The organism is Mycolicibacterium sp. MU0050 (genome assembly GCF_963378085.1).
Lineage (GTDB): Bacteria > Actinomycetota > Actinomycetes > Mycobacteriales > Mycobacteriaceae > Mycobacterium > Mycobacterium wendilense.
In genome coordinates, this window is sequence record NZ_OY726395.1 from 613,157 (window position 1) to 626,611 (window position 13,455).

The 13,455-nt window shown below is 67.3% G+C and carries 10 protein-coding genes; 6 read left to right on the top strand and 4 right to left on the bottom strand.

Annotated elements, in window-relative coordinates:
- Positions 1-10 precede the first annotated feature (10 nt).
- Genes R2K23_RS02850 through R2K23_RS02870 form a run of 5 tightly spaced genes read left to right on the top strand, consistent with a single transcriptional unit; the run spans position 11 to position 5,987 of the window.
- Positions 11-1,243 carry an amidohydrolase family protein gene (locus R2K23_RS02850; protein WP_316514096.1) on the top strand — a complete coding sequence of 411 codons (1,233 nt, stop codon included), beginning with the start codon at positions 11-13 and terminating at the stop codon, positions 1,241-1,243.
- A 9-nt stretch (positions 1,244-1,252) separates the two neighbouring features.
- Complete coding sequence (locus R2K23_RS02855) at positions 1,253-2,875, top strand: acyl-CoA synthetase (RefSeq protein WP_316514098.1); 1,623 nt, start codon at positions 1,253-1,255, stop codon at positions 2,873-2,875.
- Between the two features lies 1 nt (position 2,876).
- Positions 2,877-3,725 (top strand): amidohydrolase family protein, encoded by an 849-nt coding sequence (locus tag R2K23_RS02860; protein WP_316514100.1) that lies wholly within the window; start codon positions 2,877-2,879, stop codon positions 3,723-3,725.
- A 4-nt stretch (positions 3,726-3,729) separates the two neighbouring features.
- The gene (locus tag R2K23_RS02865) at positions 3,730-4,782 is read left to right on the top strand and encodes an acyl-CoA dehydrogenase family protein (protein WP_316514102.1); all 1,053 of its coding nucleotides are present in this window, start codon (positions 3,730-3,732) and stop codon (positions 4,780-4,782) included.
- Between the two features lie 14 nt (positions 4,783-4,796).
- On the top strand, positions 4,797-5,987 hold the full coding sequence (locus R2K23_RS02870) for an acyl-CoA dehydrogenase family protein (RefSeq protein WP_316514105.1): 1,191 nt from the start codon (positions 4,797-4,799) through the stop codon (positions 5,985-5,987).
- Here R2K23_RS02870 and R2K23_RS02875 read toward each other — a convergent pair.
- Complete coding sequence (locus R2K23_RS02875) at positions 5,960-7,993, bottom strand: fatty acid desaturase (RefSeq protein WP_316514107.1); 2,034 nt, start codon at positions 7,991-7,993, stop codon at positions 5,960-5,962. The genes R2K23_RS02870 and R2K23_RS02875 overlap by 28 nt on opposite strands.
- A 154-nt stretch (positions 7,994-8,147) precedes the next feature.
- Here R2K23_RS02875 and R2K23_RS02880 point away from each other — a divergent pair, with 154 nt between their 5' ends.
- Positions 8,148-9,401, top strand: a complete 1,254-nt coding sequence (locus tag R2K23_RS02880; protein WP_316514108.1) for a PucR family transcriptional regulator — start codon at positions 8,148-8,150, stop codon at positions 9,399-9,401.
- A gap of 4 nt (positions 9,402-9,405) precedes the next feature.
- On the opposite strand, the gene R2K23_RS02885 is transcribed toward R2K23_RS02880, so the two are convergent.
- From R2K23_RS02885 to R2K23_RS02895, 3 genes are read right to left on the bottom strand one after another with little or no spacing between them, the layout of a single operon-like run.
- Positions 9,406-10,617, bottom strand: a complete 1,212-nt coding sequence (locus R2K23_RS02885) for a CaiB/BaiF CoA transferase family protein (protein ID WP_316517021.1) — start codon at positions 10,615-10,617, stop codon at positions 9,406-9,408.
- Between the two features lie 50 nt (positions 10,618-10,667).
- Entirely contained in the window at positions 10,668-12,152 is a 1,485-nt protein-coding gene (locus R2K23_RS02890) for an aldehyde dehydrogenase family protein (protein ID WP_316514110.1), read from the bottom strand.
- A gap of 1 nt (position 12,153) precedes the next feature.
- On the bottom strand, positions 12,154-13,401 hold the full coding sequence (locus R2K23_RS02895; RefSeq protein ID WP_316514111.1) for an amidohydrolase family protein: 1,248 nt from the start codon (positions 13,399-13,401) through the stop codon (positions 12,154-12,156).
- Between the last annotated feature and the right edge of the window lie 54 nt (positions 13,402-13,455).

Sequence of the window (13,455 nt, forward strand, 5' to 3'; positions counted from 1 at the left end):
GACATCCGCGATGACAACGCTGGAGCGGCCGGCACCGGCCAAACTCGACTATCGGGCCATCGACGTCGACAACCACTACTACGAGCCGCTGGACGCCTTCACCCGGCACCTGCCCAAGGAGTTCCGTAGCCGCGGCGTGCAGATGGTGCAGGACGGCAAGCGCACCCTGGCGGTGTTCGGCGGCGTGGTCAACCACTTCATCCCCAATCCCACCTTCGACCCGATCATCGAACCGGGCTGCCTGGACCTGCTGTTCCGCGGTGAGATACCCGAGGGCGTCGATCCGGCGTCGCTGATGAAGGTCGATCGACTCGCCGATCATCCCGAGTATCAGAACCGCGAGGCCCGCGTGAAGATCCTGGATCAGCAGAACCTCGAAACGGTGTTCATGCTGCCAACTTTCGCCTGCGGCGTCGAGGAGGGCCTCAAGCACGACATCCCGGCCACCATGGCCTCGGTGCACGCCTTCAACCTGTGGCTCGACGAGGACTGGGGCTTCGACCGGCCGGACCACCGCATCCTGAGCGCGCCGATCATCTCGTTGGCAGACCCGGAAAAGGCCGTCGAGGAGGTCGAATTCGTCCTGGGGCGGGGCGCCAAGCTGGTGTGTGTGCGGCCCGCGCCCGTGCCGGGCGAAGTGCGGCCCCGCTCGCTCGGTGATCCGCTGCACGACCCGGTGTGGGCCCGTCTGGCCGAGGCCGGCGTACCGGTGGTCTTCCACCTGTCCGACTCCGGATACATGGCGATCCCCGCATTGTGGGGCGGCAGCGGGGTTTTCAAGGGATTCGGTAAGCGGGATCCGCTCGACATGGTCATCATGGACGACCGCCCCATCCACGACACCATCGCCTCGATGATCGTGCACCAGGTGTTCACCCGGCATCCCAAGCTGAAGGTGGTGAGCATCGAGAACGGCTCCTACTTCGTGTACCGGCTGATCAAGCGGCTCAAAAAGTCCGCGAACAACGCTCCGTACCACTACAAGGAAGACCCGGTGGAGCAGCTGCGCAACAACGTCTGGATTGCGCCGTACTACGAGGACGACGTCAAGGAGCTGGCCAACACCATCGGCGTGGACAAGGTGCTGTTCGGGTCGGACTGGCCGCACGGCGAGGGCTTGGCGGACCCGACCTCGTTCACCGCCGACATCCCGCAGTTCCCCGAGTTCAGCTACGAGGACACCCGGATGGTCATGCGCGACAACGCACTTACCCTGTTGAGCGCCCACAAGTCCGGCGCCTGAGTCCCGCCCATGGCTGAGTGGACACTCGGTGCGGTGCTCGACGCGATCGCCGAGGTGGTGCCGGACCGCACGATGACCGTGCGCGGCGACCGACGCAGCACCTTCGCCCAGACCGCGCAACGCACCCGGCTGCTGGCGAACTATCTGGCGGCCAACGGGTTTGGTGCTCACCGGGAACGCGACCAGCTGAACGGCTGGGAGTGCGGCCAGGACCGCGTGGCGTTGCTGATGCACAACGATCTCTATCCGGACATGGTGCTCGCGTGCCTGAAGGCCCGGGTCGTCCCGGTGAACGTCAACTACAACTACACCCCGCGTGAGGTCGCCGAGCTTTTCGAATACATCAAGCCCCGGGGGGTCATCTATCACCGCGCGCTGGGTGCCAAGTTCGCCGATGTGCTGCCCGGGATCGAGCTGCTGATCTCGGTCGACGACGGCAGCAGCCTGCCCGAGTTGCCCGGCGCGGTTCCGCTCGACGACGCATTGGCGGCCGGCCCCGCCGACGTCGCGATCACGCCGTCCCCGGACGACCTGATCATGGTGTGTACCGGCGGCACCACCGGGCGGCCCAAGGGCGTGCTGTGGCGGCAGGCGGACATGTACGTCGCGTCGATGAACGGCGCCGACCACGACACGGTCACCGAGATCCACGACAAGGTGCAGCATCTCGGCGCTCCGTGGTTCGCCGTCTCGCCGTTGATGCACGCCGCGGGCTTGTGGACGGCCTTCTCCGCCGTGCTCAGCGGCCAGACGGTGGTCCTGCACGACACCTCGAAGAAGTTCGACCCGCGCGAGGTGCTGCAGACCGCGGAGCGGGAGAAGGTGGGGCTCATGACGATGGTCGGCGACGCCTACGCCGGACCCATCGTCGCCGAACTGGATCGGGGCAGTTACGACCTCGGATCGTTGTTCGCCATCGGAACCGGCGGCGCCGGAACGAATCTGAAGAACCAGCAGGCCCTGCTCGAGCACCTGCCCAACGTGACGTTGATCAACGGCTATGGCTCGTCGGAAACCGGCAACATGGGTTTCGGTCACAACCAGCGCGGCCATCACACCGAGACCTTCACCTTCCGCGACGGCGGCCTGGTCCTGGCCGAGGACTACAGCCGCTTTCTGGAGCCGGGAGAACCGCAGATCGGCTGGGTTGCCCGCACAGGCAGGATCCCGCTGGGCTACTACGACGATGCCGCCGCCACCGCCAGGACATTCCCCGAGGTCGACGGTATCCGGGTGGTGATCTCCGGTGATCGCGCCGCGATCGAAACCGACGGCACCCTGCGGCTCTACGGCCGCGACTCGCTGGTGGTGAACACCGGTGGGGAGAAGGTGTTCGTCGAGGAGGTCGAGGAGGTCCTGCGCGCGCACGACGATGTCACCGACGCGGTGGTGATCGGCCGGCCCAGCGAGCGGTGGGGCCAGGAGGTGGTCGCCCTGGTGGCATTGCGGCCCGGCGCCGAAACCGGCCCGGATGCGCTGCGGGACTGCTGCGCGGCGGCGCTGGCCCGGTTCAAGACGCCCAAGCAGTTCCTGTTCGTCGAACAGGTCCGCAGGCTGGGTAACGGCAAGGCGGACTACCGGTGGGCCAAACAGGCGGCGCTGCAAACAGTATCGGTACAAGGCGAGGAATGAGATGACACAGAGGGCCCCCGGCGGCCGGACCATCGACTGTCTGGTCAACGTCCACTTCGGTGAGACCGAGGTGCAACCAAAATTCATGACCAAGGTCCGCGACGACTACTTCAAGGGCCCCAAGTCCATGTTCGACCCCGTGGACCTCGCCGAGCTGATCGACGAGATGGACGAGCACGGCGTGACCAAGGCCATCCTGATGGACAACCTGGCCAAACCGTCGGTGACGGCGCGCAAGTTCGTCGAGGCCAAGCCGGAACGATTCGCGCTGGCGATGGGCGGGGTGAACTTGCTGCGCCCGGTGGCCTCCCTGCGCGAACTCACCGCGGTGGCCGCCGACCTTCCCGTGGCGTATTCCGTTGTCGGCCCAAGCTTCTGGGGCGACGGACAGTACCCGCCCAGCGACGCCGTGTACTACCCGCTGTATGCGAAGTGCGCCGAGCTGGAGCTGCCGCTGTGCGTCAACACCGGAATCCCCGGCCCGCCGATTCCGGGTGAAGTGCAGAATCCGATCCACCTGGACCGGGTCTGCGTGCGCTTCCCCGAGCTGAAGCTGTGCATGATTCACGGCGCGGATCCCTGGTGGGACATCGCCATTCGGATGCTGATCAAGTACGAGAACCTGCGCCTGATGACGTCGGCCTGGTCGCCCAAGCGCCTACCTCAGGAGCTGCTGCATTTCATGCGCACCCGCGGCAGCGGCAAGGTGATCTTCGCCTCGGACTGGCCGGTGCTGCGGCAGCACCGCGTGGTCCCCGAGGCCAAGGCCCTCGACCTTCCGCCGGAGGTGCTGGACAACTACCTCTACAACAACGCCGAGAAGTTCTTCTTCGAAACCCAGGAGCAGTAATCGCATGGACCGTTACGAGTTGCGGAGGCTGGATTACAGCCTCAGCGAGGACCACCAGGATCTGCAGACGGCCTACCGCCAGTTCTTCGAAACGCACAGTTCGATCGAAGTGGTCTGGGCCGCCGAGGAATCCGGGTTCGACAAGAGCTTGTGGGAACGGCTGTGCGCCACCGGTGCCACGTCGATGGCGCTCGCCGAGAATGTCGGCGGCGACGGCGCGACGCTGGTCGACCTGGCCCTGGTGGCCGAGGAAGTAGGGCGCGCCGTGGCGCCGGTGCCGTGGATCGACCACGTCTGCGCGGCCCGGTTGTGGGCGCGCCTCGGCGGCAGCACCGACGAACTCGCCGACGCGGTGGCGGGCACACAACTGCTGGCCTTCGACGCCCAGGACGCGGGAACCCCGGGTCGGCGCCTGATCGCGTCCGCTGCGGTGGCCGACCAGATCGTTGCCCGCGACGGCGACGAAGTGGTGCTGCTGGGCTACGACGCCCGCCCCGACCGAGTCGAGAACCTCGGCCGGCTGCCCATGGCGTGGGTGGACCCCGCGGACGCGGATCGGCGCACGGTCCTGGGCGCGGGCGCCGACGCGGTGGCCGCCTATCAGCGGGCGCTGGACGAGTGGCGGGTGCTGACCGCCGCCGCGCTGGCCGGCCTGGTGGAGCAGACGATGAACATCGCCGCCGAGTTTGCGAAGAGTCGCTACACCCTGGGTGTTCCGATCTCGACGCTGCAGGCCATCTCGCATCCGCTGGCCAACATGGCGATCACGGTGCAGGGCGGCCGCAACCTGGCGCGCCGCGCGGCCTGGTTCCTGGACAACGAGCCCGACGAGCGGGCCGAACTCCCCGGCTGCGCCTTCGTGTTCATGGCCGAGGAAGCCCCGAAGGCCGCCACCATGGCCGTCCACATCCAGGGCGGCCTCGGGGTGTCGGTGGAGGCCGCGGCGACGGCCTACCTGGTGCGGGCGCGCGGCTGGGCCCTGGCCGGCGGCGATCCCGGTGAGGCCGCCAAGCAGGTGGCGCAGATTGTGGCCGACCGCGAAGCCGCGTCGGCGTAAGGGGATATTGGGCAATGGATTTCAGTACCGTCGAACTCAGCGACGAGGACCGGGCGTTCCGCGACGAGGTGCGGGCGTTCCTGGCCGAGCACGTCACCGAGGAGGTGCGTCGCCGTGACCGCGAGACCGGCGACAACTTCGACGAGGGCGTGCACCTGGCGCTCGGCGCCGCGGGCTATCTGGAGAAGGAATGGAAGCCCGAGGAGGAGGGCGGGTTCAGCCGGGTCCGGCGTCGCATCTGGCAGTTGGAGAAGCGGCGCGCCCACGTCCCGTGGGTGACCTGGGGGACCACGGCGCTGGTGGCGCGGGCGGTGCAGGCCTCGGCCAAGCCGGAACTGGTGGCCGAAGTGCTGCCCAAGGTCTTCAGCGGCCACGTCCGGATGTGCCTGGGCTACACCGAGCCCGAGGGCGGTTCGGACATCGCGACCTGCAAGACCCGCGCGGTCCGCGACGGCGATCAGTGGGTGATCAACGGCGCCAAGATGTTCACCACCGGCGCGCACAACTGCCAGTACGTCTTCCTGATCACCAACACCGATCCGGAAGCGCCCAAGCACAAGAGCCTGAGCATGTTCCTGGTGCCGCTGGATCTACCCGGCATCGAAATCCAGGGCATCCGCACCGTCGACGGTGACCGCACCAACATCGTCTACTACAGCGATGTCCGCGTGGACGAGAAGTATCTGCTGGGTGAGGCCAACGGCGGCTGGGCCGTGCTGCGCGGACCGCTGGACGCCGAGCACGGCGCGGTGCCCTCGACCCCCGACGGTTTGGACGACGTCGCGATCATGGCGCATCAGGCCGGCTTCATGTCCGCCGCCCTGGATGCCGTCGCGGCCTCGACCACCCGGCCGGATGCCCACGGTCGGCGGCGCATCGACGACGGCGCGGTGGCCTACCGGTTGGGCCGCAGCGCGGCGCGGCTCGAGGCGGCGTTGTCGACGCCGAGCATCTTCGGCCGGGTGGCCCAGGCGCAGACGATGCGCGACATCGGCCCGGACCTGCTGGATATCGCCGGCCCCGCATCGGTGCTGCCGATCGAGACCGACGGCACCCTCGACGACGGAAAGTCGGAGTACCTGTACAGGTTTGCGCCGCTGGCGGGGATCTACGGCGGCACCCTGGAGGTGTTCCGCAACATGATCGCCCAGCACGTGTTGGGCCTCGGCAAGCCGAACTACTCGCCGGCGAAGAAGGCGTCGTAGTCCACCGCCACCGTCGGGCTGGTCGGGTGCGCCTGACAGGTCAGGACATAGCCGGCGGCCAGTTCGGCCGTACCGAGCGCGAAGTTCTGGTCCATCTCCACCGTGCCGCGGGTGAGTTTCGCCCGGCAAGTGCCGCAGGCGCCACCCATGCATGAGTAGGGCGCGTCGCTGCGCCGCTGCAAGGCGGCTTCCAGGATGGAGTCGCCGGCGGCGAGTTCGACCGTCTCCTGCTGTCCGGAGAGCGTGAAAGTCACTGTCGCGGCGTCGTAGTCACGGTTGGGCGCGGCGCCGACCGGATAGCCGGTGAACAGCTCGAGGTGGATGCGATCTGGGTCGACACCGTGGCCGGTCAAGGCGTCACGCACCGCGGTGCTCATACCGAGTGGACCGCACACGAACCACTCGTCGACGGTGTCGGGGCGCAGACTGCTGGTCAACCAACGCTGAAGCTTGTCCGCGTCGATCCGACCGCGCAGTTCCGGGGTGTGCAGCGGCTCCTCGGACAGCACGTGCTTGATCTCCAGGCGATCGACGTAGCGGGACTCCAGCCGGGCCAGATCGTGCCGGAACATGGTCGAATCCTTGGTGCGGTTGCCGTAGATCAGCGTGAACCGGCTTTCGGTCTCGATCTCCAGCACAGTTTCCAGGATCGACAGCACCGGGGTGATTCCGCTGCCGGCCACCAGACCCACGTAGTGCCGTTGCGCCAGCGGATCCAGCGGTGTGCCGAACCGTCCGGTGGGCGTCATCAGCTCCAACACGTCACCGGCTTTGAGCTGGGTGGCGACGAAGCTCGAGAATGCGCCTCCGGGAATGTGTTTGACCGCAATCCGCAGCTGGGCACGTGTGGCCGGAGCGCAGATCGAGTAGTTGCGGCGGATCCCTTCACCGCCGAGGTTGGTGCGAACCGTGACGTGCTGGCCCGGCTCGAACCGGAATTCGTCACGCAGCGCTTCGGGCACGGCGAAGGTGACCAGGGTGCTGTCCTCGGTGATCGGGTCCACCGAGGCCACCGGAACGCGGTGCAGCACGGCGTGCGGGGCGCTCGAGCGCGGCGGCATGTGGACCGGCACCACCCGCCCGAGCTTGCGGTTGAGCCGCTTCCATTCCCGGTACTCGCCGGCGTTGAGGTGCTGACCGAACACCGTGGTGATCGCGGCGTCGCGGTCCAGATAGGCCTCCTCATTGCGGTGCCAGGTCTTGCGGTAGCGGTAGAACGGCACCGAGGGGTGCAGGTGATGCACCAGGTGGTAGTTCTGCGACAGCATCAGGGGGGTGTACAGCCACTCCATGCCTACCCGGGCGCGCGTCGCGCCGTAGCGGTTGCTGCGTTGGGTGTCGGCCAGTCCGTGGTGCGGCAGCCAGTCGAACCACCAGACCAGGACGATCAGCCCGATGCGCTGCGGGATGAGGAAGACCACCGCCAGCGTCCAGAAGTGCCCGGTCACGATCGCGGCGGTCAACCCGAGCAGGCTGACGACCAGCATCCCGACTGTCTCGGCGATCTCGGCTCTCGGTCGGCTTCGCAAGGTCCGCAGGATGAATCCGCCGTACAACAGTTCGGGGAAGGGCCAACGCAACGGCATCTGCCACCACCGCGAATGGGAGGCCCAGGCGTCGGGGTCCAGTTCATCGTCGTTGGCGTGCCGATGGTGTTCGATGTGGATGAACGCGTACGTCGGGAACGAGATGATCGGCACCACCAGCACGAACGCTGCCCGGCCGACGAGTCGGTTGATCCAGCGGGTGCTGCTGACCGCGTAGTGGATGGCGTCGTGGCTGACAGTAAACATCACGAACGTCACGACGGCGTTCATCGCGATGGTGGCCCAGGCCGGCAGCCAGCCCTGGACGTAGCCGACGGTCGAGGCCACGAACGTCGTCCAGCCGATCACGAGGATCGCCACCGTCGGCAGGGCCAGCTTGGGCACGGGCGCGCCTGGGTCCGGAAGCGCCTGCCGCGCGGGCGACGCCGGCGCTGTGTCGTCGAGTGCTGTGATGGACATGGCTGCTCCAGAACTCTCGATGGCTAGGGTGGCGGCTGGGAACCGCTGAGTACAAACGTTAGGGATGCCCTGGGGCGGTGGCCATGTCTTCGGGGCACCAGACGCTGCGCCGCATTTGTCTCCAGGAGACAAACTTTGCAGTAGGGTCCGCCTCATGACGCCGGAGCGCAGGGACGACGGTTCCGCCGCTGCATCGGTCACCGCGGTGATCAGCACGTTGCACAGCAAGGTCGACGAGGTCACCGCGCAAACTCAGCGCGTGCTGATGGACGAAATCGCCGATCTGCGCGGTGATGCCCAACTGGTGCAGTTGATGCGGGACAACGTCGCCGCCAACATCGACACCGTGTTCTCGGCGATCCGCCACGGCATCCCGGTGGAGCACGTCGAGGCGCCGACGGCCGCGCTGGAGTATGCGCGGCGGCTTGCGCAGCGAGACGTGTCGGCGAATGCGTTGGTGCGCGCCTACCGGATCGGCCACCAGGTGGTTCTCAATATCCTGCTCCAGGAGGTTCGGGATTCCGAACTGGATGCGCAACGTCAGCTTGACGTCTTCGACGAGATCCTCGGGGTGACTTTCCGCTACATCGACTGGATCACCCAACAGGTGCTGGGCGTCTACCAGAATGAATACGACCGCTGGCAACAGAGCCGAAACCGTATGCAGGCGGCGGGGGTTCGAGGTGTTCTGGAGAACGACGACGAGATCGACATCGACGCGGCCTCGATCGCACTGCGCTACCCGCTGCGTCGGGTCCATCTCGCGCTCGTGCTGTGGTGTGCGGAGTCTGGCGATCAGGACGAATTGACCACCATGGAACGGTATGTGCACCAGTGCGCCGCCGCGCTGGACGCCCACGACGGCGCGCTGTTCGTATCGGCCGACCGGCTGACCGCGTGGGCTTGGATCCCGGTGGACCCCGAGCACAGCGCGTTGCCGCCGGTCCCCGACGATTCCCCGCTACGCGTCGCCGCGGGCCGGCCCTTGCCGGGAGTGGCGGGGTTCCGTCGTTCGCACCGACAGGCTCAGCTGGCGCGCGCGGTGCTGATCGCGGCGGGGTCTCCTTCCGGTCGCCCGGTCAGCGCTGCGGAGCCGGGACTGTTGTTGGCCGGTCTCGCGGGCGGCGACTTGGGCGAGGCCCGCGCCTGGGTGGCCGAAGTGCTCGGACCGCTGGCCACCGCGGGCGCAGGGGAGGAACGACTTCGTGAGACTCTGCGGGTGTTCCTCCGGGCGGGATCGAGTTTCAAGGCCGCGGCCGGAGAGCTCCATCTGCACTTCAACTCGGTGAAATACCGAGTGCAACGCGCCACGGCCCGGCGTGGGCGACCGATCACCGATGACCGGCTGGACGTGGAAGTCGCGCTTCTGCTGTGCCATTGGTTCGGGGCGGCAGTCCTGACCCCCTGAGCCGTTATGCGATGGCGCCGGCCTCTTTGAGCTCGGCGATGCGGTCCCAGTCGACGCCGAGTTCCATCAGCACCAGCTCGGTGTGCTCGGAGGCCTGCGGCGCGCGGGTGGTCTCCAGCGGCTCGTGGTTGAACTGCACTGGCCCGCGGACGACCTTGAACGGCTCGCCGCCGTCGGCGGCCTCCACTTCGACGATCATGTCGTTGGCCAGGGCCTGTTCGTCGGTGCCCAGGTCGACCAGGCTCTGGAACGGTGCCCACTGCCCGCGCATCGACTTCAGGTGCTGGCGCCAGTATTCGAACGGCTTGCTCGCGATGGCCTCGGCGATCAGCTTGGCGGCGGCCTCGGCGTTCTCGATGAGCGGCATGACGTCGTTGAACCGCGGATCGTCGGCCAGTTCGGGCAGACCGAGGTGTTCGAAGGTATCCCGGATGTAACCCGTCGGGCTGACGATGCACAGGTTGATGGTGCCGCCGTCGGAGGTCTGGTAGTTGGCCATGAACGGGTTGACCGAGCCGACGTCACCGGGCATCAACGAGCGCATTGTCTCGCCGGTCTCCATGCCCTGGGTGACGCTGGCGCCGGCGGCCCACCACGCGGTGCTCAGCAACGACACGTCGATCTCGGCGGTCTCGCCGGTGCGCTCCCGGTGGAACAGCGCGGCCGAGATACCGCCGGCGATGTTCATGCCGCCGATCGAGTCGCCGAACGCCGGGATGCCCTGCGACAGTGCGCCGCCGATCGCCTCGGGCGTCAATGCATGGCCGACACCGCTGCGGGTCCAGAACGCTGTGCCGTCGAAGCCGCCGGTGTCCCGCTCCGGGCCCTTGTCGCCGTAGGCGCTGCCGCGCGCGTAGATGATGTTGGGGTTCACCGCCCGGATGTGTTCCACGTCGAACTTGTTCTTCTGCCGTTGCGCCGGCATGTAGTTGGTGAGGAACACGTCCGCGGTCTTGGCGATCTCGTAGAGGATCTCCTGGCCGCCCGGGGTCGAGACGTCGATGCCGACGCTGCGCTTGCCGCGGTTGGGGTGCTCGATCAGCGGATGCCGGTTCGGGTCGAGCTGGAAGCCGCCCATGTTGATGAAACCGCGCTGGGTGTCGCCGCGCACCGGGTGTTCCACCTTGATGACGTCGGCGCCCCAGTCGGCGAGGATGGCCCCGGCCGCCGGGACGAACGTGAACTGTGCGACCTCGAGGACCCGAACGCCCTCCATCGGCTTGAGCACTACAACCCCTTCTTCCGTCTGCGCCGGGCCCCGCGGATTCAGGCGGGGTGCCCGATGGTCTTGCTCTCCAGGTACTCCTTGAAACCCTCGGCCCCGTTGCGCCGACCGAGGCCGCTTTGCTTGGTGCCGCCGAACGGACTGGTGATGCCGAAGTGGCTGCGTCCGTTGACCGTCACGTTACCGGTCCGCAGTCGCCGGGCGATACAAAAGGCGCGTTCAGTGTCAACCCCGGTGACTTCGCCGGACAGGCCGTAGATGGAGTTGTTGGCAATAGCGACGGCCTCGTCGTCGGTGTCGTAGGGGGTCACCGTGAGCACCGGTCCGAAGATCTCCTCCTGGGCGATCTGCGAGTCCGGGTCGACGTCGGCCAGCAGCGTGGGTTGGGTGTAGTAGCCGACCGGCAGCGCCTCGGGGATGCCGCCGCCGGTGACCAGCCGCGCCCCGGAGTCGACGCCGGACTTGATCAGCCCGAGCACCTTCTGCCGTTGGGTCTCACTGATCTGTGGGCCCTGCAGCACCGACGGATCCCACGGGTCGCCGACGGAAGTGGCTTCCATGCTGGCCTTGAGGATCTCGATGCCTTCGGCGTAACGGCTGCGCGGCAGCAGGATTCGGCTGGCCATGATGCAGGCCTGCCCGGACATCACACATGCGACCATGGCCGCCATCGGCAGGCATTTCTCCAGCTTCGCGTCGTCGAGCACGATGTGGGCCGATTTGCCGCCAAGTTCCATCATGGTGCGCTTCACGGTCGGCGCGGCCGCGGCGAGGATGGCCCGGCCGGTGGCCGTCGAGCCGGTGAAGGTGATCATGTCCACCCGCGGGTCGGCCGACAGCGCGGCGCCGACCCCGTTGGCATTGGAGGTCACGACGTTGAACACCCCGGCGGGGATGTCGGTCTCCTCGGCGACGATGCGGCCCAGCTCGCTGCCGGACCACGGGGTCAGCTGCGCGGGCTTGAGCACCACGGTGTTGCCGGCCATCAACGCGGGAATGGTTTCGGCGATGTTGAGGTAGAACGGCACGTTCCACGGGGTGATCGCGCCGACCACGCCCACCGGCTCATAGGAGATGGTCCGCCGGGCGGTCCCCATCGGAGCCTTGTGGATGCCGGTGTCGACGAGGTACTCGAAATCCCGGCCGTGTTCGGCCCAGTGCCGGACCTCGTCGATCGGGTCCTCGATCTGACTGCCCGTCACGCTGACGGGACAGCCGACCTCGGTCACCACGATCCGGCGCAGCCGCTCCTTGTTGCGCTCCAGCGCCGCGTGCAGCTGCATCAGGCAGTGGTAGCGGAAGTCGAGGTCGCGGGACCACTCGGTGTCGTCGAACGCGCGCCGCGCCGCGCCGACGGCACGGTCCATGTCGGTGAGCGTGCCATCGGAGACCTGCCCGACCACCTGCTCGTTGCCGGGGTGCACTACGTCGAACAGCGCGCCCCCGTCGGTGTGGCGGAGCTCGCCGTCGATGAGCATGCGCTGTTCGCCGGCGAGAATGCCGGTGTCACTCTGGGTCTGGGTCATCTCAACTTCCGGGTGCGACGAGCTCGGGCGGGTGGACGGCGTCCGGGTCGGGGTTGGCGATCGGCAGCCCCATGAACCGGCGGGCGTTGTCGCCCATGAAGTCGTAGGTGCGACGGACGTCCATGCCCTCGGCGTACTGCCAGTAGCCCCTCGGCTCGGCCAGCCCCTCCGGGTGCGGGTAGTCGGAGCCGAACAGCACCCGGTCCCAGCCGACGGTGTTGACCACGTCGGCCACGCAGCCTTCCCAGAACGGACTGACCCAGATGTTGCGCCGGAACACGTCGTGCGGATGCTCAGGAAAGTTCTGCGGCATCTTCTTGACAAGATCTTCGAAGTCGTTGAACAGCGGGAAGATCCAGCTGCTGCCGTTTTCCACGCTGGCGATCCGCAGTTTGGGGAACCGGGTCAGGGTGCCGTGGCAGATCAGGCTGGTGAGCATGTCGGCGATCTCGCGGTGCCCCAGCACCATCCAGCGGAAAGCGCTCTGGGCCATGAAGTTCTGGGTGTGCGGCGGCTCCCAGCTGTTGACGTAGTCGTCCAGCGGGGGATAACTGGCGTGCAACACGATCGGGAGTCCGGCCGATTCGACGTCGCGCCAGAACGGGTCGAACTCGGGTAGCGCCGGCGAGCGCCAACCGTGCAGGCCGTTGACCGGACCGGGTTTGATCAGCGCCACCTTGGCGCCCTGGTCGAGGATGTACTCGAGTTCGCGTTGGGCGGCATCGACCTCGGAGAGGTTGATGATGGGCGTGGAGAAGACCCGCTCGGCGTAGTTGAAGGACCAGTGCTCGGCCATCCACTGGTTGAGCGCGTGGATGATGGCCAGGGTCAGCTGGGGATCGTCGGCGCTGGAGTGCTCGACCAGGCTCGCCAGCGTCGGATAGTTGAGCGCCTCGACCACACCCTGCCGGTCGAGCTCCTTGACGCGGTCCTCGGGGTTGCGGGTGGCCGCCGGGGCCTCGATGGCCTTGCCCTGCATCTCCCGCAGCGTCAGTCCCTCGGTGTTGCGGCCGGCGAAGAACTTCTCGTGCGCCCCGGGTGCGGCGACCCGCTCGAAGGTGGGGTTCGGGATGAAGTCGGTGACCTTGTTGTTGATGATGATCCGGGTCTGCTTGCCGATCTGGGCGTACTGCACGGCGCGCTGGTAGCGCTCCGGCAGGAACTTGGTCAGCGCCTCGGCGGTCTCGTACATGTGTTGGTCGGCATCGAAGATCGGTGCGTCCCGAAACTGTTCGCTGGTGTCGCTCATGGGGTGGCCTTCCTGCCGCGAGCAGACGCAGACTTCCCCCAAAACCGTTCATCT

Coding starts and splice junctions, on each gene's coding strand:
- R2K23_RS02850 (WP_316514096.1), top strand. CDS start 11: ATGACAACGCTGGAGCGGCCGGCACCGGCCAAACTCGACTATCGGGCC.
- R2K23_RS02855 (WP_316514098.1), top strand. CDS start 1,253: ATGGCTGAGTGGACACTCGGTGCGGTGCTCGACGCGATCGCCGAGGTG.
- R2K23_RS02860 (WP_316514100.1), top strand. CDS start 2,877: ATGACACAGAGGGCCCCCGGCGGCCGGACCATCGACTGTCTGGTCAAC.
- R2K23_RS02865 (WP_316514102.1), top strand. CDS start 3,730: ATGGACCGTTACGAGTTGCGGAGGCTGGATTACAGCCTCAGCGAGGAC.
- R2K23_RS02870 (WP_316514105.1), top strand. CDS start 4,797: ATGGATTTCAGTACCGTCGAACTCAGCGACGAGGACCGGGCGTTCCGC.
- R2K23_RS02875 (WP_316514107.1), bottom strand. CDS start 7,993: ATGTCCATCACAGCACTCGACGACACAGCGCCGGCGTCGCCCGCGCGG.
- R2K23_RS02880 (WP_316514108.1), top strand. CDS start 8,148: ATGACGCCGGAGCGCAGGGACGACGGTTCCGCCGCTGCATCGGTCACC.
- R2K23_RS02885 (WP_316517021.1), bottom strand. CDS start 10,617: ATGGAGGGCGTTCGGGTCCTCGAGGTCGCACAGTTCACGTTCGTCCCG.
- R2K23_RS02890 (WP_316514110.1), bottom strand. CDS start 12,152: ATGACCCAGACCCAGAGTGACACCGGCATTCTCGCCGGCGAACAGCGC.
- R2K23_RS02895 (WP_316514111.1), bottom strand. CDS start 13,401: ATGAGCGACACCAGCGAACAGTTTCGGGACGCACCGATCTTCGATGCC.